The organism is Treponema parvum, assembly GCF_017893965.1.
GTDB lineage: Bacteria > Spirochaetota > Spirochaetia > Treponematales > Treponemataceae > Treponema_D > Treponema_D parvum.
The window spans coordinates 1,600,806-1,627,771 of record NZ_CP054142.1 but is presented as its reverse complement, the minus strand read 5'-3'; the positions used below and the strand labels follow the sequence as shown (position 1 = coordinate 1,627,771).

Genomic DNA, 26,966 nt, shown 5'->3' with positions numbered 1-26,966 from the left:
ATCGGCTTTTTTCGTTTTGCAGCTTCGCGCTTTGCGTTGCGGCACAGTTCTTGTCGAATGTATTTTTCGTATCGATATGTTATAATTTTCGCATGAAATTTTTGCAGACGGGCGACTGGCATTTGGGAAAGGTTTTTTACGGGCAATCCCTGACGGAAGACCAGGCGTTTTTTTTAGAGCAGATATTCGGCGAACTTGAAAAAGCCGAAAAAGAGCTTAAACCCTATGACGCCCTCGTCGTTCCCGGCGACATTTACGACAGGGCTGTCCCTCCAGTTGAATCGGTGACGCTTTTAAGTTCTTTTTTGTCTAAGACGCATGAAAAATTTCCTGATTTGGAAATGTTTTTTCTGGCCGGAAATCACGACAGCGCGTCGCGCCTTTCTTTCGCTTCTGAGCTTTTAGGAAAGAGTAACGTTCATATCTGTACGGATACGAAACATTTGGATGAACCTGTTATAGTTGGGAAGGGGGAGGAAGCGGCGGCCGTGTATCAGATACCGTTTTTAACGCCGGGGGCAATAGCGGCCGCCGCCCATTCCGCCGATAGACCTGATGTTTTGCCGGACGCGTTTGGCGCGGATGAAGAAAAAATCCTGCGCTCACAGCAACAGCTTGCCGCCCAAGCGTTCGACCTTATCCGTAAAAGTCACTTAAAAAACCATCCTTTGATGCCGAGCGTCGTGTGCGCCCATATGTTTGCTACGGGAGCTTCGGTATCGGAATCCGAGAGGTCGTGGGTGGGCGCTGCGGAGCAGGTGGACATCCGTGTTTTTAACGGTGTGACATATACGGCGTTAGGCCACATTCACACGGTTCAGCGTTTGGGCAATAACGATGTCTGGTATTCGGGTTCTCCTCTCGCGTATTCCTTTTCAGAAAACCCGGAAAAATGTATGCTTAGCGTTACCGTTTTGCCGCCTCGCACGGATAAGGGCGATCCTTTAACGAATACTCCGAATGTCAAAGTCGAAAAAATAAAGATAAACCCATTACACCCCGTTGTACGCCTCACAGGAACGTTTGAAGAATTTTACAAACAAGTCGTTTCAGGCGTCAAAGACAAAAAACTTAAAGAATCGTATGTTGAAATTCAATGTACCGACAAACTTCCGCATGAAAACGCTATACAGCTTTTGCGCGCCGGATATCCTTATCTTCTGTCGTTTACAAGAGCGTCGGAAATTTCGGATGAAATTCAAAACACGATCGAAGCGCGTAAGGCGATTCTTTCAAACGGCAAAAAAGACGAAGGCGATGTCTTCGACTTGTTTATGAAAGAAACTTCAAATGTCGATCAGGAAGATCCTTCGCTTTATAAAAAAGAAAGGGAACTGTTTATCGCGCTTTCAAAGGAGTCTGAAAAATGAGACCGCTGTATCTGCATCTGGTCAACGTCGGACCGTTTTGCGACGAAAAAATCGATTTTGCCGCTCTGGACGACATGTTTTTAGTCTACGGAAAGACCGGCTCCGGTAAAACCACTATTTTTGATGCGATAACTTATGCGCTTTACGGCGACCTGTGCGGTTCAAGAAAAAAAATGGCGGCGAATTTTGTTTCCGATTTTGCAAAACCCGATGAAAAATCTTTTGTGCAATTTGTTTTTGAACTTTATAACTGTAAATACAGAATAACCCGCTCGCTTCCCGCCGTAAATTCAGGCGGAAAGAGATCTGCGGTCGAGCTTGTTTTTGAAAAGGCGAGGGACATAGGCTCTTCGGGTAAGACGGGACAGGAATTCGAGAGGGTTGAAGGTCTTTTGTCGGAGTTAAATAAAAAAATCGAATCGCTTATAGGACTTTCCATAAACGAATTTACGCGGATAGTGCTCCTGCCGCAGGGCGCATTCGCTCAATTTTTAAAAGAAGGTTCGAATAATCGCCGAGAAACCCTTTCAAGATTGTTTCCCATAGATTCTTATATAAAAATTATGGAAATGGCCAAGGAAAAGGCGGCAGTGTTTCGCGAAAAGCAAAAATACTTGGAAATGCAGTCTGCCGAACTGTATAAAACCTTAGACGCGGAAAAGGCCGCCGCCGAATTTTCGGAACTTTCCGGCGAAATTGAAATTCTTGAAAAGGAAAGAAGTGAAATTTTTTCACGCATCGAAAAAAAGAGCGCTGAAACGGAAAACCTGCGTCAAAAGCTTGAAATATCCGAAAACGCCGCAAAGCTGAAAGAAGAATTTTTAAATCTTGAAGCTAAAAAGGATCGCATCAAAGAATTTGAAAAAAGACTCAGATCAAGCGATAAGGCTGAAAAACTTTTCGTTTTTATAGACCGAACAAGGTCTGCGGAAGAAAAAAAGAGCGCTTCTGAAAATAATTTTTATAAGGCTGAAAAACGTCTTGAAGCCGAAAAGAAAAATTATGAAGCTTTGGAAGCTGAAAAAAACGATATTGCCGCTCTAAAAAAAGATATGGAAAGCGGCGGAAAAAGAAAAAAAGAATTTGAAGACCGCATGGAAATTATTTTAAATCTTGCTGCGGCGAAAAAAAGACGCAACGAGGCCTTGGCCGAAAAAGAAAGTTCGGAAAATTCCGTTTTGAACAAAAAAGACGACATAAGGCGGCTGGAATCAGACTTGATTTTTGCTTTCGGCGACAGCGGGCTGGGGCCTGTTTCGCCTGAAAACTCGGTATCCGAAAATCCTATAAAATTCGATGCCGACGAGGTCGTTATGCAGTTTTTTCATGCGGCGGAAACTGCAAAATCCGAAAGCGCCGCCGCCGGTAAAACTTTGGAAGCCGTAAAAGATCTTGCCCAAATACAAAAAAAGATAGATGACGCGAAAACCGATACGGAGCAAAATCAAAAATCCGTTTCGGAAAATAAGCGACTTTTGGAAAACGCAAAAAAGTGCATGGACGATTTTGTTGCCCAAAAAGAAATTCAGGAAAAAAATAATTACGCCCTCGCCCTTGTTCCGTTTTTGGAAGCAGGAAAACCTTGCCCCGTTTGCGGTTCGATTGAACATCCTAAGCCTGCCGTAGTTCTGCCTGAATCTCTTGACATAGCCGAAAAAATTTTATCGCAGAAAAAATTCATTGAAAAGATCGAAATTGAAAATCTTGAGCTTGAAAAAAAATCTTCATCGCTGAAGGTTCTTTTGAAAGCTCTTACCGAACAGTATGAGCAATCGCGTAAAGAATTGCAGCCTGACTATGAGAATATTCCCTCTTACGATGAGGCTCTGGCCGCTTTTGAAGCTGCAAATAAAAAATCTTCGGATATGATCGCTTTTTATGAAAAGGCTTCGGCGATATGTTCCGATATAAGGCGGAACAAAAAACAGCTCGATGAATTAAAGGCTTCCGCCGCAGAGTTTTCAAAAACGTTTGCCTTATTTGACGGAGAAGTTTCGGCGCTGGAAAGACAGATTTCGGCAGATAAAAACATTTCCGAAGGTGCGGAAGGAAAATCCGGCTTTAGGGGCGAAAAGGACGAGACTGCGCTTCTTCTTGAATCCGAAGATCTTAAATTAAGCATAAAAAACATTGAAGAGAAACTTATAAACGATGAAAAAATTGTGAGCTCTTTTGAAGAAAATTTCAGCAATGCCTTGGAGAATTTTGCTTCTGCAAAGACGTCTTTTGAAGAATTGAAAAAGGTCGTGTGTCAGGCTAAAAAAGAATACGACGAAGCTTTCCTCGCCCAAAATGAAAATATCTTAAAATCGGATTTCGATTCTGCGGAACATGTCGTCTCTTTTATTTTGCCTTTACCGCAAAAAGAAGAAATTCAAAAGGAAGTCGATCGGTGGAAAACCGACATGCACAGCGCAGAAGTTCGGCTCGAAGATCTTAAAAACGCTCCGGATCCTGAAGAATTGAAAAAGAGTTTGGATGCGGCTAAAAAAGATCTGGACGATCTTCGAAATTCTTATAACGCGTTTGACGACGACATTCGTAAAAAGACGGAGCAAAAAACCAATCTTGAATCGGTAATAAAAAAATCCGTCGATTTGGAAGAAGAGCGCGTAAAGCTATTGCAGGAAGGCGCTCATTACATAAGGCTCTCGGACGATCTTGAAGGACACGGTTCAAACATAAAAAAAATTCCGTTCGATGCGTGGGTGTTGGGAATGTATTTCGCTGAAGTAGTGCATAACGCAAATCCTCGTTTCGAGCGTATTTCAGGCGGACGGTATCGTTTTAAGATACAAGAATCTTCTGGGGGAAATGCTTTTAAAGGCTTGGATTTAGCGGTTTTCGACAGCTTTACCGGGCGCGATCGGGACACCGCCACTTTAAGCGGCGGAGAAACATTTATGGCTTCCATCAGTCTCGCTCTCGCTTTGACAGACGTCGTTCAGGAGCAAAGCGGAGGAATTCGGTTAGATTCTCTTTTTATAGACGAAGGATTCGGCTCTCTTGACGGAGAATCGCTCGATATGGCCGTTTCAATCCTTCAAAATATCGGGGAGTCACGCATGGTAGGCATCGTCTCTCATGTGGAGTCTCTTTTGCAGGCAATTCCGTCTCACCTTGAAGTTGTAAAAACTGCAGACGGCTCTCATATTAAAAGCGCTCATCCTTTTTAAAACAGTACCGTGTTCGCCGCGGACAATCATGTTTTCTTTATCGTGAACGAACCCTCTCCGTTTCCTTCGGCGGAAAATTCTTTTACCAAAAACGGAAGAATCGTTTCCAGCTGAGCGTCCAGCATGTACGGCGGATTTATAAAAAAAAGGCCGCTCCCGTATAGGCGTGAAACGGTTGCCTGTGCTGCGGCAGCCGTGCCGTAACGTTCTTTCGACGTATCCGTAATAAATTGGACGTCAAGCGTTGCGCTTGTATTATTGCCGGACTGTGCCGCCGCCGTAATAATGCGTTTCATATCCGAAACGGCCTGCATTTTGTGCGTTAAAAGAGGATACCACAGCATGATCGTTCCGCCGCTCCATTTTTTATGAACTTCGGCAATGCATTGTGCCGTGTCGCTGAAGTCGCTTTGCACTTCATAGCTCGGATCGATCACTGCAAATCCGCGCCTTATATTAGGCGGAGAAAGCGCTTTAAGCGCTTCGTATCCTGATCTGTGGTGTATATGAGGTCTTACCGGTCTTAGTTTCTCCGTTGCGCCGCTTCGGCTGTCGTCTACGTCGCCCTCGTTTTCGTCCTTAGGCCGGATTTGAAGCAGAGGTTCTTTTTTCATATTTTGTTTAAGAATGTCTATTTCCGTATTGTGAAGTTCCGTCAAAATAAGGGCGTCGTTTTGCGTCATAAAACACTTCTCTATTTCGGGTGACCCGGGATAAAGCCCCCTTTTGGCGTATGCCCTGCATATGTCAACGTAAGTATGCATTTCGCCGGGAAGCTCCGAGTAGGGCAGGGAAAGCAATTTTTTAATACCGCTGTCGGCTTCTCCCGTTTTTACAGCTCTTTCGTCACAAAGATCGTATATCCCCGCGCCCGCATGAGTGTCAAAAACGGTAAATGGCTTAGCCTTTGATTTGAATTTTTCAAGCGCCAGCGTTAGAGCGATGTGTTTAAGTATGTCTGCGTGATTTCCCGCATGGAAGGCGTGTCTGTAGCTGAGCATGATTATTTAAGTTTTTCAAGCTCGTCAAGCCATATCTGTGCGTTTGCGTCGCTCGGCATTTTTAAGTCGCCCCTCGGTGAAAGCCCTACGGTTCCGACTTTCGGGCCGTCCGGCATACACGAGCGCTTAAACTGTTGGCTGAAAAATCTTTTGTAAAAAAACTTGAGCCATTTGAGAATAAGCTTATCGGCATAAACTCCGTAAAACGCCTGTTTTGCCAAAAAAAAGATTTTTGCGGGCGAAAAGCCGAAGCGCAGCATGTAATAGATGAAAAAATCATGAAGCTCATAAGGACCCACAAGATCTTCGGTTTTTTGTGCGATATTTCCGTTTTCAGGCGGTAAAAGTTCGGGGCTGACTGGAGTATCGAGAATATCTTTAAGCACTTCCGCCGTGCGTTTTTCATTGTTTTTTAGAGCTTCTTCGGCAAACCATGTTACAAGGTGACGTACCAATGTTTTCGGGATCGAACCGTTTACGTTGTACATGGACATGTGATCACCGTTGTAGGTTGCCCATCCCAACGCGAGTTCCGACAGATCTCCCGTTCCGATAACAAGCCCTCCCGTCATATTTGCAATATCCATGAGAACCTGAGTGCGTTCGCGGGCTTGAGCGTTTTCGTACGTAGAATCGTGTTCGTCTTCGCTGTGGCCGATGTCGTTTAAATGCTTTAGGACGGAGTCTTTGATGTCTATCGTTTTTAGATCCGCTCCCGTTTGTTTTGCTAAAGCGCAGGCGTTTTCGTAAGTTCTGTCAGTCGTCCCGAAGCACGGCATTGTGAGAGCTTTTATTTTGTTTCTGGCTATCCCGCACATATCGAACGATTTGCATGTGACAAGAAGGGCTAGGGTAGAATCAAGTCCGCCTGAAAGTCCTATTACGGCATGTTCCGCTTTCGTATGGCGGATTCGCTTTGCAAGTCCCTCTGCTTGAATATCCGTAACTTCCCGACATCTTGCCGCCCTTTCATCTTTGTCCGCGGGAATAAACGGATGAGGATCGATATTCCGTTCAAGTTTAAGGTCGCTTTTTGAAGGTGTCGGCAGGTTTATCCATACGGTCTTGTATGAATTGCTTTTTGATAAAAATTTCGACGCCTCTTCGCACTGAAGGAAGGCCGACGCCTTCGATCTTTCCTGTGAAAGCCTTTCCAAATCTATGTCCGCAAAGATCAGAGCGCCGTTTTCATCGTTTTTTTCAAACGCTTTTGATTCGGATAATATTGTGCCGTTTTCGCAAATAATATTATCGGATCCGAACACCGCATCCTGTGTGGATTCTCCGTGTCCTGCTTCCGAATACACATAAGCGCCTGCGATTCGTGCCGAATGGGAAGACACTAGGAGTTTTTTGTATTCGCTTCCGCCGATGATTTTGCTTTTTGCCGAAGGGTTTGCGATTACATTCGCTCCTAAAAGCGCGTGACGGGAAGAAGGCGGCGTTAGAGCCCAGAGATCTTCGGAAATTTCCACCGCCATAGCGAAGTCGTCGTTCCCTGAAATTTTAAATATTATGTCGGTCGTAAAAGGAATTTCACAAGTTTTACCTGATTCGTTTTTTTTATCCGATCCGGAAGTTCCGTTTTGCGCTATTTCTGCAAGATTTATAAAAACCGACGTTTCGCCGGCATTTTTTAAGGCGGAAGAAAAATATCGCTCTTCATAAAATTCGCCGCCGCCGGGTATGAATGTTTTGGGAACAAGAGCCAAAAGCTTTCCTCCGCTTACGACAGCCGCGCAGTTGTATAAAAATCCGTTTTCTGCAAAGGGAAGACCGAGCACTGAAATGCAGCCGTCTTTTTCCGTTTTTTTTATTATACGGAAAAGTTCTTCCATCGCGGAATTAAGTAAAGCCTTTTGCCAAAAAAGATCCGCGCATGTGTAAGATGTGATACACAGTTCCGGAAAGACCACAAGTCGAGCGCCTCTTTCGGCGGCCTTGTGTATGCATTTTATAATACAGTCTGCGTTAGCCTTACATTGAGCCACCGTAACATCTGGACTTGCGCTGCACACGCGAAAAAATCCGTATTTCATAAAAACAATATAGCATAAAAATCATAATTTAAGAATACGAACTGAAATATTTCTTGTTTCTGCAGCATTAGGTAGCCGGCTTCCGTCGCACAATAACGTCTCTGTAGTCTGCCGCATAGTTGCCGTTTGCCGCAGTTTTTGTTCCGGCGCCGCGGTTGAGGCGCAAGGTTTTCCCTGCAGAATGACCCTTGCCGCGCGGACAACCCTTGCCGCATTTCCGGCGCCCGTTTTGTCGGCAGCGTGAACTCAAGCGGGTATAATTTTGCTTTTTCGCGCATGCAAAAAGGGCAAAAAATGCTCGGTCTCTGTTTGGACAAGGGCGACACTAAAGCCTTGGAAAAAATCGACGAATGGATAAAAGAGGTAAAATCCGCATTCGTCGAATAACGCTAGACTACGGTATCCGGTGCGCTTGTTGTTTATAAAGTGCACCGGATAGAGGGTATTGACCGTATTTGTAAAACGGTATAATTTAATACTGAATATTTATTCTATTTTGAAAGGCAAAAAAGATTAAAATTAAAAGAGGTTTGCTGCAATGCCGCAAGTTCTAAAAGAAGAAATCTACAACCGCATTTTTCACGCCGGAATTGAAGTTTTCTACGAAAAAGACTTCCGCAGCGCAAAAATGCAGGACATTGCGGAAAAAGCGGACATCCCTGTGGGCCTTATTTACACTTATTTTAAAAATAAAAAAGAGTTGTTTGAAAAAATCGCCGCATCCGTTCCGGTCGATTTTCAGCGGATCATTAAGGAAGAAGAAGCGGCAAAGGGTTTGCCCTCCGAACGATATGAAAATATTGCCGAGGGCTATCTGCTGGAGCTGTTGAAACACCACAAGGTTTTTGTCATCTTGATGGATAAAAGCTGCGGGACAAAATACGAAAACGCAAAAGAGGAAATGATTGCCTCCCTCGGCGCCCATATCAAACGGGAGCTTTCCAAAAAAACGAAGCGTGTTTATCACAATATGCTCATTCATATTCTTGCGTCCAATTTTACCGAAAGCCTTTTGGAAGTTGCGCGCCATTACGAAACGCAGGAAAAAGCAAAAGAACTGCTGCGCCTCGTAACGCAATGCTATTATGAAGGGGTAAACTCGCTGTGAAAAACGGTATTTTTACCGATTTTTTATTTTGTTTAAAACTGAATATATATTCGGTATTTAAAATACAATGACCGAAATTGGAGGATGAATATGTTGGAGCAAAAAAAACTTGTCCGTCAAGTAAAAGCAAAAAACAGGATTACCAATATTGCGCTCTGTTTTAAAATTGCGCTCGATCTTATTCCGCAGGCGCTGATTATTCATTTGATCGCTTCGGCGTTTTCGGAACGGCTTTCGCTTCGGCTTATTGCGTTCGATGCGGGTGCAATGCTGGCATGTTTTGTTTTAAAAGCTGCGTGCGGGTATCTTGCTGTATGGAAGGCGCACGAGGCCGCATACAATGCGCTGACGGATTTGCGGATGCGGATTATCGAGCACTTGAAAAAGCTACACTTGGGATTTTTTCAGGAGCGCAAAACCGGCGACCTTACAAATATCGTTGAACACGATGTAGAGCAGGTGGAGGTATATCTGGCGCACGGCTTACCGGAAATTATGGCGGCGCTGCTGCTGCCTGCACTGATTTTTGCCGTTATGCTTTTTATCGAATGGCGCCTTGCGCTTTTAATGATTGCGGGCATTCCTCTTATGGGATTTGTGCAACTCGTGTCCGCTCCGCAGTGGAAAAAAAACTTTAAAATTTTTGCGCAAAGCACAAAGGAAATGCAGGAAAACCTCATGGAATATGTTGCGAATATTTCTGTGATAAAGGCGTTCGGCAAAGAGGAGCGCAAAACCGAAAAAACAATCCGCTCGGCGAAAGACTATGTGTATTGGGTAAAAAAATCGATGATGGGGATAAGCGTACCGATGGGGTTGATAGATCTTTTTATGGAATCCGGCGTTGTCCTCGTCATGATTTTCGGAATATGGCTGTCGGCTTCAGGTTCACTGTCTGCTGCGCGTTTTATTCTCTGCGTTATTTTGGGGGCAGCCTTTACTTCTTCCGTTGCAAAAACGGCAACCTTCCAGCACTACGGCGTGGTATTTAATCAAGCAATGGCGGGGATCGGCTCTATCCTCAATGTCGTTCCTCTCGAAAAAAAATCCGCATCGGATGCGCACGCAAAGTTTCCGGCAGCAGAGAAAAAAAATCCGGCAGCATCCGGGTCGAATACCGTTTCCGACGCAAGTGTGCCAAACGGCGATATAGAAATAAATGCGGTGGATTTTTCATACAAGGGCACACAAAAAACTTTAAAGCACATCTGTCTGACGTTTAAAAAAGGAAGTAAAAATGCGCTGGTAGGTTCTTCGGGCTGCGGCAAAACGACGCTTGCAAATCTTTTGATGGGCTTTTGGCAGCCGGACAGCGGTAGTATTCGAATCGGCGGGACGGATATGCAAAGCCTTTCGGACAAACAGGTCAATTCGCTTTTTTCTATCGTGCAGCAAGAAACGTTTTTGTTCAATTTGAGCATAGAAGAAAATATCCGCATCGGAAAACCGGGCGCATCGAAAGATGAAATTATCGAAGCTGCAAAAAAAGCGCGCATTCACGATTTTATCATGTCACTGCCGAAAGGCTACGATACGGCTGCAGGGGAAGCGGGCGTAAAGTTTTCCGGCGGAGAAAAACAGCGCATTTCGATTGCCCGGATGATTTTGAAGGATGCACCGATCATCATTTTGGACGAAGCGACAGCTGCCGTTGATGCCGAAAATGAAGCGGCAATACAGGACGCGATTGAAACATTAAGCCGCGATAAAACCGTCATTACAATTGCACATCATTTGAATACGATTCAAAATGCGGATCAAATTATCGTAATGGCCGCGGGCGCGGTCATCGACAGCGGAACGCACAGAGAATTGATGCGGCGCTGCGCGCTCTATCAAAAAATGGTGAGCGATCAAAATAAGGTGGATCACTGGAATATAAAAGAAGAGGTGTCACTATGATTAAAGAAATATGGAATACGCTTACCGGCAAGGGGAAGCGCTCACTTTTGTTCAGCATTGTATGTTTTACCGTGTATGCGCTGTCGGGGGCGGCGATGATGCTTTTAACGCTGCGTGCGATGGAAGCGATTTTTACGGGAAATGCAAGATTGTACCGCTATTGGCCGCTGCTTACGCTGTGTCTTTTCATTAAGGGAGGCAGCAATATGATTGCGGATATGCAAAAACATTTTGCGGGCTTTGATCTTGTGTACGAAATCAGGACGAAAATCATTTACCGCTTAAAAATGTTTTCGCTCGGTTTTTACACGAACGAACGGCTCGGAGAAATCGGTACGATTATCCATAGGGATGTAGACAATATGGAAATGATTGTCGCGCATGTATGGACACGGATGTGCGCCGATTTTATTGTGTCGTTGCTTTTGCTTGTCTTTCTTTTTTCCGTAAATGCGGCTATGACGCTGATTATGCTCGGCATTCTTCCGTTTGCGCTTTTGTTTCTTTCGCATGCATTAAAAAAAGCCGATATGCTTGAAGAAAGAACAGGCAACAGCCTTGCCGATATGGTGAGCCTCTTTGTAGAATATGTAAAGGGTATTCCGCTTTTAAAAGCCTTTTCCGAAAGCAAGCAATTCGATGAAAGACTTGCCGCGGCAACGAAGGACTTCGGCGCGCACAGCAAAAGGGCTTCAAAGAATAAAGCGGCTGTGTTGTCCGTATACGGCTTTTTTATCGATTTTGCTTTTTTGCTCACGGCTTCGGCGGGCATTGTCTTTGTTGCATGCAAATCGTTGTCGATAGCGGAATATTTGATTTTTATCGTTTTAAGCAGAGAATTTTATAAGCCTTTTGTCGCAATGGAAATGCACTGGGCGAATTACTTAAAAGCGGCGGACAGCTTTCGGCGTATCAAAAAAATCACGGAAGCGCCTGCGGTAATCGAAATTGTCGAGCCTGAAAAACCGGACGGATTTTCCGTTACCTTTGATAAGGTCGGCTTTGCATACGAAGCGGACGGCTTTGCACTGAAAGATATTTCTTTTCATACGCCGGAACATACGCTCACCGCGCTGGTAGGAGAATCCGGTTCGGGGAAAACAACGGTAACCAATCTGCTGCTTCGTTTTTGGGATGCAGCTACGGGTACCGTCAAAATCGGAAATACCGATATTCGCAATATGAGCTATGACGAACTGCTTTCTTCCGTCAGTATTGTGATGCAAAACACACAGCTTTTTGCGGACACTATCGAAGGAAATATCCGGCTCGGAAAGGCCGATGCAACGGAAGCGGAGGTTGTTGCGGCGGCAAGAAAAGCGCGCATTCACGATTTTATCATGTCGCTGAGTGACGGCTATCTGACGCGTATCGGAGAAAACGGCGCAGGTCTTTCGGGCGGACAAAAACAGCGAATTTCCATCGCACGCGCTTTTTTAAAGAACAGTCCCATTTTGCTCCTCGATGAAATGACGAGCAATGTCGATCCCGTCAACGAAGCGTTGATACAGGAAGCAATTTCCGAACTTGCCGCACACAGAACGGTGCTCGTTATTGCGCATCATTTAAGCACGATACGCTCCGCCGATCAGATATTGGTATTTAAAAACGGCGAGATCATACAAGCGGGTACACACGATGCGCTGCTTGCCGACACAAACGGCAGTTACTATCGGCTGTGGAGTCAAGGGATAAATCATCATACCGGTTTGATGAAATGACCCTTGCTACATTCGATTTTCATTTGTTTATGTTCGATAGGGCTCCAAAGTTTACGCGTTATGTTTTTCCTGCATTTTTATATTCGCTTGGGGGCGGCCAATGCAGCCCGTAATTCCGGCAACGGCGGTTTTTAAAAGCAATGCGAAAGACTTCTGTAATATAAATTGGCCGCTGTCTTTTTAGACGCAATATAGCGTGATGTTGCCCAGCTTTCTGATAGGGGCGACTTCTTCCTGCTTGATGTTCGAGTCGGTGATGATGATGTCGAAGTCGGTGATGTCCGCATAATGTCCGGATTTTACTACGCCGAATTTCGATGAATCGGCGACAAGTATCCTGGTACTTGCCGATTGAAGCGCAGTCTGTTTGGTCGTACGCTCGAAAAAATTGGAACAGGTTACTCCCAGTTCATAGTTTACGCCGCTGGCGGTGATGAATGTCTTGTTTGCGCGATTTTGTTTGAACAGCGCAAGTCCCTCTACGCTCTCAAGGACTTTCGAGCTCTGATGAAAATACCCTCCCGTTACAATGAGCGAGCAGTTCTTTTTGGTCGATACGATCGTGGCGATGTTCAATGCGTAACAGATGACGGTAAGCGGAACGTCTTCGGGAAGCAGTGAAGCAATGAATTCTCCCGTAGATCCTGCATCTATTATGATGATGTCTTCCTGTTCTATCAATGACACGGCTTTTCGTGCTATGCGCAGTTTCTCTTCACGCATGGTGATTTTAGCGAGTTCCAGATCATAGCGACTGCCATGCGTTTCGATATCATCTTCCTTATAGAGGACTCCTCCGTGGATGACTTTCATATGGTCTGACGATGAAATCGTGCCGAGATCCCTTCGGACAGTCATATGCGATACTCCGAGATAGTCGGCAATTTCTTGAATCGTTGACGAGTTATGGAGTTTGACATACGTTCTCATCCGATCAATCCTTTCTTCTTTCGTCATACTATGTATTTCTCCTGTGGATGCACATGTTAAAAATTTATCGGTTTGATCCGATGCCGTTTCCTGTGATGTTTCACTGAAACCGAAACAGACACCGCTTCACCTATATATTATTACTCATATATTACCAATTGCATTATCGGATTACAATATAAATTGACACCTGAAAATTCATGGTATATTATTAACATAGTTATTAAAAATATAACATTTTAATGTGAATTATACGCGTGTGAGGGCAATATGGAAGAAAGACTTGTAAAGAGGGAATATCGACGGAAGATCGTGGATGCCGGCAACGAGATGGTCGCACTACATCTGACAGTCGGTACTTGGGGGAATGTCAGTGTCAGAGATACTGAAACCGGTCTGATCTACATCAAGCCTAGCGGGATGCCGTATGCGGAAATCCAGGAAGATGACGTAGTTGTAATGAACAGCAGAATGGAAATCGTCTGGGGGCATCGAAAACCATCGATAGAATATCACTTGCATATTGCGATCATGAATGCTCGGCCGGATGTGAATTCGGTAATTCACACTCATCCGATATATTCAAGCGTTTTCGGTGTGACAGGGCAAGATATTCCGGGAATCAGCGAGGATTTTGTTCAAATCGTAGGAGATAAGATCATCAACTGCAAGTATTCGCTTCCGGGAACACTGGAACTGGCGGAGAATGTTGTCGAAGGTCTTGGAGACAGAAACGCCGTTCTGATTCCAAACCATGGTACTGTCTGCGTCGGAGCCGATATCCCGTCTGCGCTGAAAGTTTGCCATGTAGTAGAGAAATCCGCGCAGATTTTCATTTATGCGAAACTTTTGGGGACCCCTCATCTGATCAGTGAAGAAGATATTCGTGCGATGCAGTATTTCGTAAAAAACAGCTACGGACAGGGAAAATAGGTATGCGTTTCGACCGTCGGTCGAAGTTATTAAAAAAGGAGGAATGGTATGCGCAAAATCTCGTGGATTGGTGTTTTTGCAATCTTGCTGCTGCTTATCGCAACGCCGTCCGTATTCGCTAGTGGGCAAAAGGACTCTGCGGATACGTATGAAGTGGTGACGGTAGTCAAGATCACAGGAATTCCATGGTTCAACAGACTGGAGGAAGGCGTAAAAGCCGCCAAAAAAGATCTAGGCTTGAATGCCTATCAAATCGGGCCTTCCGATGCGGATCCTGCGCAGCAGGTGAAGATGGTCGAGGACCTGATCAGCAAGGACGTAGACGCAATCTGTATTACCCCGAATGATGCAAGGGCGCTCGAACCGGTATTCAACAAGGCTAGGGAACACGGCATTTTGATTCTCACCCACGAATCTCCCGACCAGGCCGGGAAGGATGTCGATATCGAACTGATAGATAACGTCGCCTTTGCTCGGCGAACTTGGGATATGCTGGTGGAAGGTATGGGAACTTCCGGAAAGTATGCGATATTTGTAGGAGGCTTGACCGTGCCTTTGCATAATCTCTGGGCGGATGAGGGAATCAAATATGCCAAGGCGAAGTATCCCGGTTTGAAATTAGTGACAGAAAGGATTCCTTGTGGGGAAGATCAGGAATTATCGAAGCAGAAGACCTTGGAATTGCTCAAGACCTACCCTGATCTCGACGGTATAGTCGGATTCGGGAGCCTCGGGCCTCCGGGAGCGGCTCAAGCATTGAAGGAAAAAGGCTTGGCAGGTAAGGTTACCGTCGTCGGTAACGTCATACCGGGACATGGCGCGCCGTATCTGAAGGAAGGGTCTATGACTAAAGGGATCTTGTGGGATCCGAAAGATGCGGGCTATGCTTTGAACTGGGTTGCGAAATACATGCTCGACGGTGGAAAGATCTCAGAACTTAAAGAGATCCCAGGCATCGGGAAGGTGGTGATCGACGGCGATGTGATCAAGGTCGACGCCATAGTGGATATCACGAAGGAAAACGTTGATAGTTTTGGATTCTAGACCTGTATGATTTGGCTCTGGAATATTGCTTTTGCGGTATTCCGGAGCCGTTTCAGCATATAGGATCATTCTCACGAAAAAATTGGTGGGGGTATGGAAAGCGACTTTCTATTCATGCGGCATATCAACAAAAGATATGCAGGCGTGCAAGCGTTGACGGATATAGACTTCAGTATCAGACAAGGGGAGATACATTGTCTTGCAGGAACCAATGGGTCGGGAAAATCGACGCTGATCAAGATCATCTGTGGCGTCGAACAGCCTGATCCCAATCCGGAGACGTTGATTCGTATCGCAGGAGATGATTGTCATCGGCTTTCCCGTATGGATGCCATCCGTTACGGGATACAGGTAATATATCAGGATCTTTCGTTGTTTCCCAATCTCTCCGTCCAGGAGAATATCTCGATGAGTGACATGATGTCTGATTCGAGTAGGTTTGTTTCATGGAAAAAACATCGGGAAATCGCCTTGAAAGCAATGGAAAAGATCGGAATATCCATTCCATTGGATAAGAAAGTTGCAAAACTCTCTATGGCTGACCAGCAGCTTGTTGCAATCAGCAGGGCTTTGACCAAAGATGTCAAGTTGCTGATTATGGATGAGCCTACGACCGCGTTGACAAAAAAAGAAGTCGATGCCCTTCTTAGGGTGATTCGTGATTTGAATGGAGCGGGTGTAGCTACGTTGTTTATCAGCCATAAACTGAATGAACTCATCCAAGTCGCCGATCGCGTAACAGTTTTGCGAGATGGCAAAAAAGTTGGGTGTTTTTCCTGCTCAGAACTGGATGCACAGAACCTTGAACGATATATGACCGGAACCAATACGTCGTATGTTCCCTATCGGTTTACAGGACGGAAGGAGGGAACTCCTATCCTGGAATGTAAAAAATTATGTAGGAAAGACAATTTTAAGGATATCGATCTGACTGTATATCCCGGAGAGATTATCGGTCTAACCGGCTTGCTTGGATCCGGAAGAACGGAACTTGCTTTGTCTCTTTTCGGTTTGAATCCTCCATCGTCGGGAGAATGCAGACTCTGCGGGGAACGAGTCGACTTGCGTTCAGTGACCGAAGCCATGCGGCAAGGGGTGGCCTATGTGCCGGAAAATCGCCTCGTGGAAGGACTGGTTCTCGAACAATCTATAGAAAAAAATATTGTCATGACCGTTCTTGAGCGGAATCTCACTTACTTGGGGTTGCTTGATGGTCTTTCGATCCATAAGCAGGTGGATAGGTATGTCGAAGAACTCCGCATCAAGATTCCCGGTACGTCATTCGCCGCAAGAACCCTTTCAGGAGGAAACCAGCAGCGGGTGGTGCTGGCGAAATGGATTGCGACAAACCCCAAGCTGTTCATTCTGGACAATCCGACGGTAGGGATTGACGTCGCTGCGAAATCCGGCATCCACGAAATCATCAAGAAACTTGCTTCCGAGGGAATGGGTGTGATCATTATCAGCGATGAAATAGCGGAGGTACTATACAACTCCAATCGGGTGCTTGTCATGAACAGGGGAAGGATAATCGGTGAATTCGATTCCGAGAATGCAACGGAGAGCGATATTCAGGCGTTCATAGATTCCCATGCTGTCAGAGAGGTGGATGCATGAAAAAGCTGTTGAAACGGTATGAAACATATGTGCTTGGTCTGATCATTGTGTTCAGCATCGTCATCACCAGTATCAATACGAACTTTCTGACTTTGGAAAATGCGTTCGATTTGTTGAAGAGTAACGCATTTATCGGAATATTCGCGATTGGCGTCCTTCTGGTTCTCATCTCAGGAGGAATAGATATTTCATTTGCCGCTACTGCGACTATTGCGGAATACGTGACAATGCTAGTATGCCTGAAAATAGGCGGATCGATGCTGTTTGCGTTTTTCTTTGCAGTCATGATAGGGATCCTGCTGGGGGCGTTGAACGGCTACCTGATCGATCGATTCTCCATACCACCGATCATAACTACAATCGCTACGATGAATCTGTATTATGGCTTGCTGATCGTATTCTCAAAAGGAAAATGGATATACACGCTTCCGCCATATTTCAGAACGTTTGCCGATATTCGAGTTCTTACATTGCATAATTCGGACGGTATCCCGTACGGAATTTCAATCGTCACGATCATTTGGTTTGGATTGATGATCCTGACAACGCTGTTTCTGGCGTATACAAGGTTAGGTCGATGCCTGTATGCCGTGGGCGGTGACGTGGTGTCTGCAAAACGGATCGGAATTCGCGTTCGGGGAGTCAGAGTGTTCGTCTATGCCTTCATGGGAGCAATGGCGGCTGTCGCCGGTATCGTTCAGGCGCTACTTGTGCAAACAGTCGCTCCTAATTCTATAGTTGGAAAAGAGTTGAATGTCATTGCTGCGGTCGTTCTCGGCGGAGCGAGCCTTGCCGGAGGAGTCGGATCCGTACCGGGAATGTTTCTGGGGGTGATGCTGCTTGCCATTGTCCAAAATGGTCTGACGCTCATGAAGGTTCCTGCTGTTTGGTACGATGTATTCGTCGGACTGGTGATATTGGTCAGTGTCGGCGCCGGTTCCTGGAAAGCAAAGAAAACCAAGGTTTCCTCTTTTATCGATATCAAGAATGAAGAGGAAGGAGTCAGTCGATGACTATAGGCAAGATTAAAAAAAACGAGACGACCGTATTGATAGGAATCATGATACTCGTGATCCTTTCAATGATTATGTTGAATCCACGAACTTTTCTGACAGCTACGAATCTCATAGGAATGGCGTTCCAGCTTCCTGAACTCGGCATCCTGACGTTGGCCATGATGGTGGTTATGATTACCGGCGGAATCAACCTCTCGATCATTGCGACCGCAAACATGGCGGGGATTACCGCTGCATTGATCCTGAAAGCGATGGAACATTCTCCTGCGGCAGGGATTTTGCTCGCCATGGCCGCTTGTTTCTCAGTTGCTTCGGCGATCGGGTTGCTTAACGGAGTATTAGTCGCCTATGTTGGGATTACTCCGATTTTAGCTACATTGGGTACCATGTCTTTGTTTAATGGGGTAGCGATCGTCATTACGGGCGGATATGTGATTTCGGGCTTTTCCCCTGCAGTTTTGTTCATCGGAAACGGAAGTATACTCGGCATTCCGTTCCCGTTGCTGATCTTTGTTATTACCGTACTGTCGATATCCCTGTTTCTTAAGAAAACCCGGACGGGATTCTGCATGTACATGATAGGTTCGAATGCGGTGGCTACAAAGTATTCGGGGATCGATAATGCGGCGGTACTGATCAGGACATATCTGGTTTCGGGTATTTGTTCCGGACTTGCCGCCATGGTTATGATCAGTAGATTCAATTCTGCAAAAGCGGGCTATGGTAATTCGTATCAGCTCGTAACGATTCTTGCCGCGGTTCTCGGTGGAGTGGATAGCGACGGGGGATTCGGCAGCGTTTCAGGAGTCGTGATCGCGTTGATCACGCTGCAAGCTCTTTCCAGCGGGTTCAATCTAATGCGGGTCAGCGCTTTCCTGACGACAGCGTTCTGGGGATTCGTCATGATCGTGGTCATGATAATCAACCATATGATTGATACTAGGCGAAATGGGTAGGAATATGAATAAAATTACGGAACGGTATATAGGATTCGATTGCGGTAATTCTTCTATCCGAACTGTTGTCGGAACATATGATGGGGATCGGATTGCCCTCGAGATTATCAGTCAGGTTCCCAATCGTGAATACAGGGGTATCAAATACGATCATTGGGACATTCTTGCGATATTCCATGAAATGCTTAATGGAATGAAGCTTGCTTGCGCCGCATTCCCTGATATCCGCTCGTTCGGCATATCTACCTGGGGAATCGATTTCGGATTGTTGGGGCGTTCCCGCGAACTATTGGGAAATCCCTTATGCTATAGGAATGTGCTTGGCACATTGGGAATGTCTCGATTGAGTCGAAGAGACCTGGACATGATGTTCGGTGCGACGGGAATCCAGAACCATCCTATGAACAGTTTGTATCAGCTGTTGGGGATCAGGGAGGCGTTGGGTGAATACTACGAACAGGCGAAAGTGTTGCTGCTCATCCCCGATTTGTTAAACTACCTTTTTACCGGCGAAGTGAACAGCGAAACTTCGATTTTCAGTACGACTCAGTTGCTGGATATGAGAACTCGCCGTTTATCGGAGGCCGTCTTATCCGCTACGGGACTCGACAAAAGCCTTTTTGTTCCGATGATTCCGCATGGAAACGTCAGAGGAACCCTGAAACAAAGTCTCGCTGAGATGTACCATATTCCGAAACTGCATGCCGTATCCGTTCCTTCTCATGATACTGCCGCCGCTGTGGTCTGCGTGCCGTCCGAACAGGAACGGTTCGCTTTCATCAGTTCGGGGACATGGTCTCTCATAGGAACAGAGACCTCCTCTCCGATTGTTAACGACACGGTGATGGAGTTGGGCTTCACCAATGAAGGAGGTGTTTTCGATTCCATCACACTGTTGAAGAACTCTTGCGGAATGCATATTCTTCAAAACATCAAACGGGAGATGGAGTCTCTGGATAGTAGATCGTATCGATGGGATGAATTGGTTGCCTTGTCGATGCCGGGATTAGGAAAAAACGATATACCTACCTTTGATCCGAATTCGGATCTCTTGTATCATCCCGATTCGATGATCCGTGCGATCACGAAACTCACCGGATTACAGGATATCGGTCTGGTTCTTGCCTCAGCTTATCGATCCTTGGCGATAAGCTATCGGCGGGCTATCGAAGACCTGCAGACAATCATCGGAGAGACGTTTGACACAATCCACATCATCGGTGGAGGTTCGAAAAACGATCATCTGAATCAGATGACTGCGGATTTGACGGGGAAAACCGTTGTCAGCGGCCCCGAGGAGGCCACCAGCCTCGGTATTATTGCCGTCCAGATACTCCATGAACATCCTGATATGTCTTTGCATGATATTCGAACCATAATCCGCAAATCGGTGCGGCTGGGGCGATTTGTACCTCGCTGTTGATTTGCTGTATGCAGTGCATAAGCCCTGACGAAATTCTCACTCTCCTTGAAGTTCCGGTCATGATTTGTTAAAATGTTGCCGTTAATCTGATTTTGTTGAGGTTTGCGAAATGAATGCGGCGCTTGAAATTTTAAAAGAACGAGGATTTTTTTCCCAGTGTACCGATATTGACGGCCTTTCAGCTGCTATGAATAAGGGTCCTGTAACCTTTTATGTGGGCTGTGATCCTACGGGGCCGAGCCTTCACATAGGACACATGGTTCCGTTTTTTGCGCTGCGTCATTTGCGCAGCGCCGGGCACATAGGTATTGCGCTTATAGGCGGGGGAACGGCGAGAATAGGAGATCCCAGCGGCAAAACCGAAATGCGTAAGATGATTTCGTATGATCAGCTTGCAGAAAATGAAAAACACATTGAAGCTCAGTTAAATAAATTTGTCGGGTTTGACGGTAAGACGGCGTTCAGCGACAATAATAAAAATTGGCTTGCGGATCTTAACTATATTGATTTTTTGCGCGATATAGGCTCGTGTTTTAGCGTAAACAAAATGCTTTCTTTTGAGGCGTATAAACAACGCCTTGAGCGCGGGCTTTCGTTTATCGAATTTAACTATCAGCTTTTGCAGAGTTATGATTTTCTTATGCTGCATCAAAGACACAACTGTACGCTGCAAATCGGCGGCGACGACCAGTGGGGAAACATAACTGCAGGGGTGGATCTTATTCGCAGAAAGCTCGGCGGAACGGTAGAATTAAACAAAGAACACGAAGTTTTCGGCCTTACCTTTCCTCTTGTAACGCGTTCGGACGGAAATAAGATGGGAAAAACCGAAAAGGGCGCCGTCTTTTTGGATTCAAAAATGACAAGTGTTTTTGACTTTTTCCAGTATTGGCGCAATGTTTCCGACGAAGACGTAAGAAAATTTATGCTTTTATTTACTTTTTTGTCCGTCGCTGAAATTGACGCTTTGTGCAGCGGAAATATCAATAAAGCTAAAGAACGTCTTGCCTATGAAGTCACTAATATCATTCACGGTAAAGAAGAAGCCGACAACGCCGTTGCAGGCGCAAGAGCCGCTTTCGGCGGCGCAGGCGATAAGGAACATATGCCGTCGGCGGAAATTTCAAAGGCGGAACTTGAAAAAGGAATGGGCGTAATAGATCTGTTTTTTGCGGCAAATATGGGTTCTACAAAGAGCGATGTGCGCCGTCTTGTTCAGCAGGGTGGGGCTGCCGTAAACGGTAAAACCGTAGACGATATAAAGGCCGTGATTTCAATTGCCGACCGCGATGAAAACGGAGACCTTATCCTTCGTTCCGGAAAAAAGAAATTTGTAAGAATAGTGTTAAAATAAAATCCTTAAAATGCGGCATTGCAGAAAACATCAATTTGCAGGATATTTTTAAAGCTTATTTTATGCTCTTAGGAAACACTCTCTTTATTCCGTTTATGATCGAAGTGATTACGGATATGATGAAATTCCATATTCTTTTAAAAAATCCCGGATTGCGAAGTTTTTCGAGCCTTTTGTAGCCTGCAAGCAGTTCCGCGTTCGAAAATTCTTTTCTCTGGTTATTTTCTTCGATTTCAATTTCAAGTTCGGAAACAGGATCTACGCCGTCTAAAATTACGGCGTCTATGCTTGCCCAGCCGATAGCCTTTGCCGCTTCGAGGCGGCGCTCTCCGGCAATGAGCTCGCGCTTTTCATTGAGAGTTATGGGGTTCAAAAGTCCGTATCGGCGAAGGCTGTCTTTTAAATTTTCAAGATCGCCGAGATCCTTTCTTACTCTTTTTTTTACCTTTATGCTATCTATATTGACAAGCATTGTTTCTCCTGCTTACATTATAACACCTAATTCAGCAAAAAGTTATAGTCAGGGCCTTTTTTATAGTCGTCTCGGTCTTCAAATTCGTCTTCATCATCTTCTTCCCGTACGGAACCTTTTCCTTCCAAAAAGCTCAAGTCGACTTTAAGAGGACTTGTGTCTAAAATTTCCGTGCGTTTGGCTCCCGACTGATACATTTCCCGTTTTATGCGCCACAGGGCGAGCGATCTGCTGTCGGAATTTCCGCCGTGTACGCTGCATAATTGCGTAGGCTGGGTTCCTTCAAGAAACCACTGCCTTGTAGTGTTTTTGCCGCACTCGGGGGTTACGAGTCCTCCGCTTTCGGAACAGATCGTCACTTCGATTACGCCGTTAAGCGGTTTTGTAAAATCCTTAAACGGAAGGCCGTTATGTATCGCCCCAAAATAGTCGCCCCATGCCACCCCGGCTAAGGTTGAACCAGTGATACTGAGTCCCAATGACTGACCGGGTTTGTCGAATCCGAACCAAAAGGCCGCAGTATAATAAGGCGTGTATCCTACCGTCCATGCGTCGGCCCAGTTTTGCGTTGTTCCCGTTTTACCTGCTGCGGGGATTCTATAGGTTTTTCCTTTTTCATCCTTATAGGAAAGTTTCGATCCGGAAGGTTCCTTCCAATTTGTCGATTGGCGGTTCAATCCCCACGCGAGAGTGCCGGAGTCGACGGTGTTTTCAAGAAGTTTAGTCATGACAAAGGCCGTTTGAGGGGAGATTATTTGGGCCGCTTCTCCTTTGTTTTTTTGTTTTTCAAGGATGTCCCGTTCCGGATTTAAGATCACGTTTCCGTTTTTATCTTCGACGGAGCGTATTGCGATCGGAGTAATTTCTCTTCCTCCGTTTGCAAAAATCGCAAATGCGCGCGCCATTTCTATAGGCCGCACGGCGCAAACCCCAAGCCCTAAAGGATATCCGGGTATAAATGCGCGGGAAGGCAATTCTTCCTTCGGAATGCCTAAGAGGGCGACGGAACGTTTTATCGCCGCATCAAAACCTATTCCGTCAAGAACTTTTAAAGAAGGAACGTTCATGGAATGGGCTAGGGCGTACCAGAGCTGCACGTTTCCCATCCATGCGCCTTTAAAGTTTTGCGGAATGTAAGGCTTTCCGTCGGCGGTATAAAAAACGACGGGAGTGTCGGAAATTTCCGTCGCTGCGGTAAATTTCTTGGAATCTATGGCGGCGGAATAATACAAGGGCTTAAACGTCGAACCGGGCTGGAGCCTTGCCTGCACTGCGCGGATAAACTGATTTTCCTGATCGAATTTACTTCCGCCTACGAGGGCTGTTATGTATCCCGTTTCGTTATCGATCGAGATCATCGTTCCTTCTATTGTCGTCTTTTTCTCCGCCTGTTTTGCCAGTGAATTTGTTCTGTTTACGATGCCGATTTTAACGCCTTCCATTCCGAACATGAGCGACATAACATCTATTACGGGATTTATTTCATTTATGTACTTTGAACGTGAAACCGCCTCCGTCCTCTGTTCCGAAACCTTTATTGCCGGTAAGTCGAACGTAAGCGATAAAAGTTCGGTTATGGGGATATATTTACTGAATGAAGTCGACATGCGGCCGCTGCTTGACTGCTGATAAAGCCTGTTTGCGCGGGCAATGTATGCGTCCATTATTTCCTGAGCCGCTCTTTGGTGCCTTAGATCGAGCGTCGTATTTACGGTAAAACCGCTTGTGTAGATGTCTCCCGCGCCGTAGATCATGTTTCCGAGCTCGCGTCTCACGTATTCGCTGAACCACGGAGCCTTATCGTCCCTCATAAAATAGGCCGACGTGCTGGTTCTCGTATAGTCAAAGTCAAGCCAGTAATTGTTAAAAGATTCGTCCGCTTCCGCGCGGGTTAAATATCCCGCTTCCACCATGGAGTTAAGAACGTCCTGCTGGCGGTTCATCGCCCTGTTGGGATGATCGAAAGGATTGTAAAACGCGGGATTCGACAGCTGTATGACAAGTATTGCGGCTTCCGCAGGAGTTATTTGAGTCGCGTCATGCCCGAAATAATATTTTGAAGCGGCATTGACGCCGTATGTTCCTCCGCCGAAATATATGCGATTCAAATACAGCTCAAGTATTTCATTTTTTGAATATCGCCTTTCCATCTGAATCGCCCACCACAATTCTTTTATCTTTCTCATAAGCGATATTTCGGTACGGTCGCAGTAAAGAGTACCCGCGATCTGCTGCGTAAGAGTGGAACCTCCCCCTAAGGACCGACCCGTAAGCTTTCCGGCTACGGCTCTCAAAACGGCTTTTACGCTGAACCCTCGGTGCTCAAAAAATATTTTATCTTCTCTTGTGATCAAAGCGTCTATCATATGCTGCGGGAGCCGCTGCAAGCTGATTATTTCACGCTTTTCATCGGAAGCGAATTCGGTTATAAGCTCTCCGTTTATGTCTAAAAGTTTCGTTGACAGCGCGGTTGTAAATTCAGTAAAATTTTCATTATTTTTTATATTTAAAGTCGCCGCAATGCCGGCTCCGAGCGCAGCTCCTATGCAAATAGCGCTGAAAAGCAAAAGCGCAGCCAAAACAAAGGCGACCCTACGTATTTTTACCATGATAAAAGAATAGGAAAATTATATCTCTTTGTCAATTAAGCGCATTGAACCGCGTTAAAGATGCGTCGTTTAGGGGCGCGAGCACAAAAGGTTAAAAAGCTGTGCATTGAATCGCTCCAAGAGGCTTCATTGGCGTGCAATCCTAAATGGCCGCATAAAAAAAATGGCCGGTGTGAACCGGCCAATGCCCCATCAGGCAACCGGAAACATGGGTGGGAGGGGAAATGTTTCCGGCATTTAAATTATCGTCTTTAGGATTGTAAAACTTTAAACAAATATCAGTTTTCCTCTGAAATTACGGCTTCGATATTGAGCGAAATGGAATACGATTGCCCTTTTATTGCGGTAAATTTTTTTACAACTTCATAATTTCCTAAAACAAAATTAACGGTGTGTTCCCCTTCGGAAATAACGAATTCTTTTACGCCGGATTCCATTCTGTCTCCGTCAAAAAATACGGCCGCATTGCCAGGCGCATTCAAAATCGCAGTCGGTTCAATGCTCCGCAGCCGAATCTGCATTTGTGTCGTCTTTGCCTGTTCAACATGAACTGTCCTAACTTCGTTGCGGTAGAATTCCGAAATCAAAGAAAGCGTATGATTGCCCGGATCCAAAAAATTCTCCCCTATGGTAAATTCAAACGGTTTTTCATCGAGGAACAGGGAATAAGCGGAAATTTCTTTTCCTCCGTTAGGATTAACGATTTCCAGCTCAAGCTTTCCTTTATTGATAAGAATGGGTTTTACGGTTATTTCAAAGATCAAGTTGTCGAATTCGTCGGGAGTGCCTTTCATAACTTGCTGCAAGCGCAAAAAAATAAATCCGCTTTTTGTGTCGGGAATAAAACCCATCTTAGCGGAATAGGGATTGTCTTTTATTGTGTTCTTTTCCGTAAGCGGGATTGAAACCGACCACGAAAGTCTTTGCGGCAAAAGTCCCGAGGCTATCGATTTCCCCGAATAGTCGATGCCGTTTTCCGAAGGGGAGGGGCTTAATTTGTCAAACAACGACCAGGCCATTGAATCCTGCCATACGGCCGCCATAGAAGGAATTTTTATGTCTATGTAAAGCCCCTGTAAATATGTCATGTCTTTCGGAAAAAAAACGGCCAGAGCGTCGTTTATTCCGAGCTTTAAGGACGGATTTTTACCCGTTACGCTTAGATCCGTGACGACGGTTTTATGCACCCGGAACATTTGCGCCTTAAGCATAATTCCCGAGGATAAAAAAAAGAAACAGAGAATAAAAAACTTTTTAGAAAAAAAAGGCTTTTTCATATTTTTAAGGAAATTTACCTTTTGTCCCCCAATGTCAACGGTCTCATTTTTTTATCATTTTTTGCGGGTCCGAGGGAACGTTGTTTACGCGGATCTCAAAATGAAGATGAGCGCCGGTCGCCATTCCCGTGTGCCCGACCTTTCCTATTACCTGTCCACTGTAAACCGTTTCTCCTTTCTTTGCAATTATCTGAGACAGGTGCGCATAGATACTTGTTATTTTGCCGCCGTGATCTAAAATTATATAGTTGCCGTAAATTCTGTCTCCGTATTCGCAGACGGCGACAGTCGCATTCTTGCACGCCATGACGTCCGTTCCTTCCGGAACTACAAGGTCTATCCCCTGATGAAAGTGCCACTGCCCCGATATCGGACTGATCCTTTTTCCGAACACGGAAGAAATTTGGGCGTGAGCGACGGGAATTCTCATCAATGAATCCAGAAAAAAGGCGCGCTCGGTAGGACTGAATCTTTCCTGTGCAAAAAAATAGTACCTTTTCTTGCCTATATTATAGCATATTACATCGTTTTTTCCCAACAGCCGTCCGTCATTTTTTGCGTAGAGAAGTTTTTCAAAGGGATATTCGGGAGGATCGCAAACAAAAATTCCCGCTACCGTAGGCAGTAAAAGTTCTTTGTCCTCCAATGAAACGTTTTGATCTTCTATCGAATTTACGGTAGCAAGCGTTTCGTACGGAATGGAGCAGCGGGAAGCTACGGCAAACAGAGTGTCGTTTTTTAATCCTTTATAAATATAAAATGATTGCAAAGGCTTTTTGTTTTTTGCAAAGTCCATGTACGCCTGTTCCGTGTCGCTGTTGTATTGTTTGAAAAGTTCGTCTTTTGCCGACAAACTGCGTATGCGCGGCATGCGTTCTTTATCAATCGTTACGGATCTTACTGCGGAGATCGGCGTTTGAGCGGGATAGGCTTGTTCGGCCTGTGCATTGACCGCGTGTACGGATAAAATAAAAAACAATGTGAAAATGCATCCGGCTTTTTTTGTCATAAACATAAA

General features: G+C 45.5%; 19 protein-coding genes. 12 read left to right on the top strand and 7 right to left on the bottom strand.

The window, feature by feature from the left end:
- Positions 1 to 92: 92 nt before the first annotated feature.
- Together HRQ91_RS07205 and HRQ91_RS07200 are read left to right on the top strand one after the other, a co-directional pair.
- Complete coding sequence (locus tag HRQ91_RS07205; RefSeq protein ID WP_210118925.1) at positions 93 to 1,370, top strand: exonuclease SbcCD subunit D; 1,278 nt, start codon at positions 93 to 95, stop codon at positions 1,368 to 1,370.
- Complete coding sequence (locus tag HRQ91_RS07200) at positions 1,367 to 4,546, top strand: AAA family ATPase (protein WP_210118924.1); 3,180 nt, start codon at positions 1,367 to 1,369, stop codon at positions 4,544 to 4,546. The genes HRQ91_RS07205 and HRQ91_RS07200 overlap by 4 nt, the downstream gene beginning before the upstream one ends.
- Positions 4,547 to 4,572: 26 nt before the next feature.
- Here the strand turns inward: HRQ91_RS07200 and HRQ91_RS07195 are convergent, their stop codons facing one another.
- Positions 4,573 to 5,547: a 23S rRNA (adenine(2030)-N(6))-methyltransferase RlmJ gene (locus HRQ91_RS07195; protein WP_210118923.1), complete on the bottom strand. Its 975-nt coding sequence runs from the start codon at positions 5,545 to 5,547 to the stop codon at positions 4,573 to 4,575.
- A 2-nt stretch (positions 5,548 to 5,549) separates the two neighbouring features.
- On the bottom strand, positions 5,550 to 7,586 hold the full coding sequence (locus HRQ91_RS07190; protein ID WP_210118922.1) for an NAD(+) synthase: 2,037 nt from the start codon (positions 7,584 to 7,586) through the stop codon (positions 5,550 to 5,552).
- A gap of 538 nt (positions 7,587 to 8,124) precedes the next feature.
- Between HRQ91_RS07190 and HRQ91_RS07185 the strand changes: the two genes are divergently transcribed.
- The 3 genes from HRQ91_RS07185 to HRQ91_RS07175 all read left to right on the top strand — a co-directional run bounded on the left by HRQ91_RS07185 (position 8,125) and on the right by HRQ91_RS07175 (position 12,317).
- Positions 8,125 to 8,694, top strand: a complete 570-nt coding sequence (locus tag HRQ91_RS07185; RefSeq protein WP_210118921.1) for a TetR/AcrR family transcriptional regulator — start codon at positions 8,125 to 8,127, stop codon at positions 8,692 to 8,694.
- 93 nt (positions 8,695 to 8,787) lie between these two features.
- Positions 8,788 to 10,596, top strand: coding sequence for an ABC transporter ATP-binding protein (locus HRQ91_RS07180; RefSeq protein ID WP_210120763.1), 1,809 nt, complete (start codon positions 8,788 to 8,790; stop codon positions 10,594 to 10,596).
- Positions 10,593 to 12,317: an ABC transporter ATP-binding protein gene (locus HRQ91_RS07175; protein WP_210118920.1), complete on the top strand. Its 1,725-nt coding sequence runs from the start codon at positions 10,593 to 10,595 to the stop codon at positions 12,315 to 12,317. The genes HRQ91_RS07180 and HRQ91_RS07175 overlap by 4 nt, the downstream gene beginning before the upstream one ends.
- Before the next feature lie 180 nt (positions 12,318 to 12,497).
- On the opposite strand, the gene HRQ91_RS07170 is transcribed toward HRQ91_RS07175, so the two are convergent.
- Positions 12,498 to 13,274, bottom strand: a complete 777-nt coding sequence (locus tag HRQ91_RS07170; RefSeq protein ID WP_210118919.1) for a DeoR/GlpR family DNA-binding transcription regulator — start codon at positions 13,272 to 13,274, stop codon at positions 12,498 to 12,500.
- Between the two features lie 243 nt (positions 13,275 to 13,517).
- On the opposite strand from HRQ91_RS07170, the gene HRQ91_RS07165 reads away from it, so the two are divergent.
- The 7 genes from HRQ91_RS07165 to tyrS all read left to right on the top strand — a co-directional run bounded on the left by HRQ91_RS07165 (position 13,518) and on the right by tyrS (position 21,590).
- Positions 13,518 to 14,180 carry a class II aldolase/adducin family protein gene (locus HRQ91_RS07165; RefSeq protein ID WP_210118918.1) on the top strand — a complete coding sequence of 221 codons (663 nt, stop codon included), beginning with the start codon at positions 13,518 to 13,520 and terminating at the stop codon, positions 14,178 to 14,180.
- A 48-nt stretch (positions 14,181 to 14,228) separates the two neighbouring features.
- A complete protein-coding gene (locus HRQ91_RS07160; RefSeq protein ID WP_210118917.1) occupies positions 14,229 to 15,224 on the top strand; it encodes an autoinducer 2 ABC transporter substrate-binding protein in 996 nt (331 codons plus the stop codon).
- Positions 15,225 to 15,317: 93 nt separating this feature from the next.
- The gene (locus HRQ91_RS07155; protein WP_210118916.1) at positions 15,318 to 16,841 is read left to right on the top strand and encodes a sugar ABC transporter ATP-binding protein; all 1,524 of its coding nucleotides are present in this window, start codon (positions 15,318 to 15,320) and stop codon (positions 16,839 to 16,841) included.
- Positions 16,838 to 17,854, top strand: coding sequence for an ABC transporter permease (locus tag HRQ91_RS07150; RefSeq protein WP_210118915.1), 1,017 nt, complete (start codon positions 16,838 to 16,840; stop codon positions 17,852 to 17,854). The genes HRQ91_RS07155 and HRQ91_RS07150 overlap by 4 nt, the downstream gene beginning before the upstream one ends.
- Positions 17,851 to 18,813 carry an ABC transporter permease gene (locus HRQ91_RS07145; protein WP_246473183.1) on the top strand — a complete coding sequence of 321 codons (963 nt, stop codon included), beginning with the start codon at positions 17,851 to 17,853 and terminating at the stop codon, positions 18,811 to 18,813. Before HRQ91_RS07150 ends, HRQ91_RS07145 begins: the two co-directional genes overlap by 4 nt.
- Before the next feature lie 4 nt (positions 18,814 to 18,817).
- Positions 18,818 to 20,236, top strand: coding sequence for a rhamnulokinase (locus HRQ91_RS07140; protein WP_210118914.1), 1,419 nt, complete (start codon positions 18,818 to 18,820; stop codon positions 20,234 to 20,236).
- 109 nt (positions 20,237 to 20,345) lie between these two features.
- On the top strand, positions 20,346 to 21,590 hold the full coding sequence (gene tyrS, locus HRQ91_RS07135; protein WP_210118913.1) for a tyrosine--tRNA ligase: 1,245 nt from the start codon (positions 20,346 to 20,348) through the stop codon (positions 21,588 to 21,590).
- A gap of 55 nt (positions 21,591 to 21,645) precedes the next feature.
- Here tyrS and HRQ91_RS07130 read toward each other — a convergent pair whose 3' ends face one another.
- From HRQ91_RS07130 to HRQ91_RS07115, 4 genes are all read right to left on the bottom strand, one after another.
- Positions 21,646 to 22,062, bottom strand: a complete 417-nt coding sequence (locus HRQ91_RS07130; RefSeq protein WP_210118912.1) for a ParB N-terminal domain-containing protein — start codon at positions 22,060 to 22,062, stop codon at positions 21,646 to 21,648.
- A gap of 26 nt (positions 22,063 to 22,088) precedes the next feature.
- Entirely contained in the window at positions 22,089 to 24,671 is a 2,583-nt protein-coding gene (locus HRQ91_RS07125; RefSeq protein WP_210118911.1) for a penicillin-binding protein 1A, read from the bottom strand.
- A gap of 278 nt (positions 24,672 to 24,949) precedes the next feature.
- On the bottom strand, positions 24,950 to 25,882 hold the full coding sequence (locus HRQ91_RS07120) for a hypothetical protein (RefSeq protein WP_210118910.1): 933 nt from the start codon (positions 25,880 to 25,882) through the stop codon (positions 24,950 to 24,952).
- A gap of 109 nt (positions 25,883 to 25,991) precedes the next feature.
- On the bottom strand, positions 25,992 to 26,963 hold the full coding sequence (locus HRQ91_RS07115; protein ID WP_210118909.1) for a M23 family metallopeptidase: 972 nt from the start codon (positions 26,961 to 26,963) through the stop codon (positions 25,992 to 25,994).
- Positions 26,964 to 26,966 lie beyond the last annotated feature (3 nt).

Excerpts from the sequence above, each read along its gene's own strand:
- HRQ91_RS07205 (WP_210118925.1), top strand. The coding sequence starts at position 93 with ATGAAATTTTTGCAGACGGGCGACTGGCATTTGGGAAAGGTTTTTTAC.
- HRQ91_RS07200 (WP_210118924.1), top strand. The coding sequence starts at position 1,367 with ATGAGACCGCTGTATCTGCATCTGGTCAACGTCGGACCGTTTTGCGAC.
- HRQ91_RS07195 (WP_210118923.1), bottom strand. The coding sequence starts at position 5,547 with ATGCTCAGCTACAGACACGCCTTCCATGCGGGAAATCACGCAGACATA.
- HRQ91_RS07190 (WP_210118922.1), bottom strand. The coding sequence starts at position 7,586 with ATGAAATACGGATTTTTTCGCGTGTGCAGCGCAAGTCCAGATGTTACG.
- HRQ91_RS07185 (WP_210118921.1), top strand. The coding sequence starts at position 8,125 with ATGCCGCAAGTTCTAAAAGAAGAAATCTACAACCGCATTTTTCACGCC.
- HRQ91_RS07175 (WP_210118920.1), top strand. The coding sequence starts at position 10,593 with ATGATTAAAGAAATATGGAATACGCTTACCGGCAAGGGGAAGCGCTCA.
- HRQ91_RS07170 (WP_210118919.1), bottom strand. The coding sequence starts at position 13,274 with ATGACGAAAGAAGAAAGGATTGATCGGATGAGAACGTATGTCAAACTC.
- HRQ91_RS07165 (WP_210118918.1), top strand. The coding sequence starts at position 13,518 with ATGGAAGAAAGACTTGTAAAGAGGGAATATCGACGGAAGATCGTGGAT.
- HRQ91_RS07160 (WP_210118917.1), top strand. The coding sequence starts at position 14,229 with ATGCGCAAAATCTCGTGGATTGGTGTTTTTGCAATCTTGCTGCTGCTT.
- HRQ91_RS07155 (WP_210118916.1), top strand. The coding sequence starts at position 15,318 with ATGGAAAGCGACTTTCTATTCATGCGGCATATCAACAAAAGATATGCA.
- HRQ91_RS07150 (WP_210118915.1), top strand. The coding sequence starts at position 16,838 with ATGAAAAAGCTGTTGAAACGGTATGAAACATATGTGCTTGGTCTGATC.
- HRQ91_RS07145 (WP_246473183.1), top strand. The coding sequence starts at position 17,851 with ATGACTATAGGCAAGATTAAAAAAAACGAGACGACCGTATTGATAGGA.
- HRQ91_RS07140 (WP_210118914.1), top strand. The coding sequence starts at position 18,818 with ATGAATAAAATTACGGAACGGTATATAGGATTCGATTGCGGTAATTCT.
- tyrS (WP_210118913.1), top strand. The coding sequence starts at position 20,346 with ATGAATGCGGCGCTTGAAATTTTAAAAGAACGAGGATTTTTTTCCCAG.
- HRQ91_RS07130 (WP_210118912.1), bottom strand. The coding sequence starts at position 22,062 with ATGCTTGTCAATATAGATAGCATAAAGGTAAAAAAAAGAGTAAGAAAG.
- HRQ91_RS07125 (WP_210118911.1), bottom strand. The coding sequence starts at position 24,671 with ATGGTAAAAATACGTAGGGTCGCCTTTGTTTTGGCTGCGCTTTTGCTT.
- HRQ91_RS07120 (WP_210118910.1), bottom strand. The coding sequence starts at position 25,882 with ATGCTTAAGGCGCAAATGTTCCGGGTGCATAAAACCGTCGTCACGGAT.
- HRQ91_RS07115 (WP_210118909.1), bottom strand. The coding sequence starts at position 26,963 with ATGTTTATGACAAAAAAAGCCGGATGCATTTTCACATTGTTTTTTATT.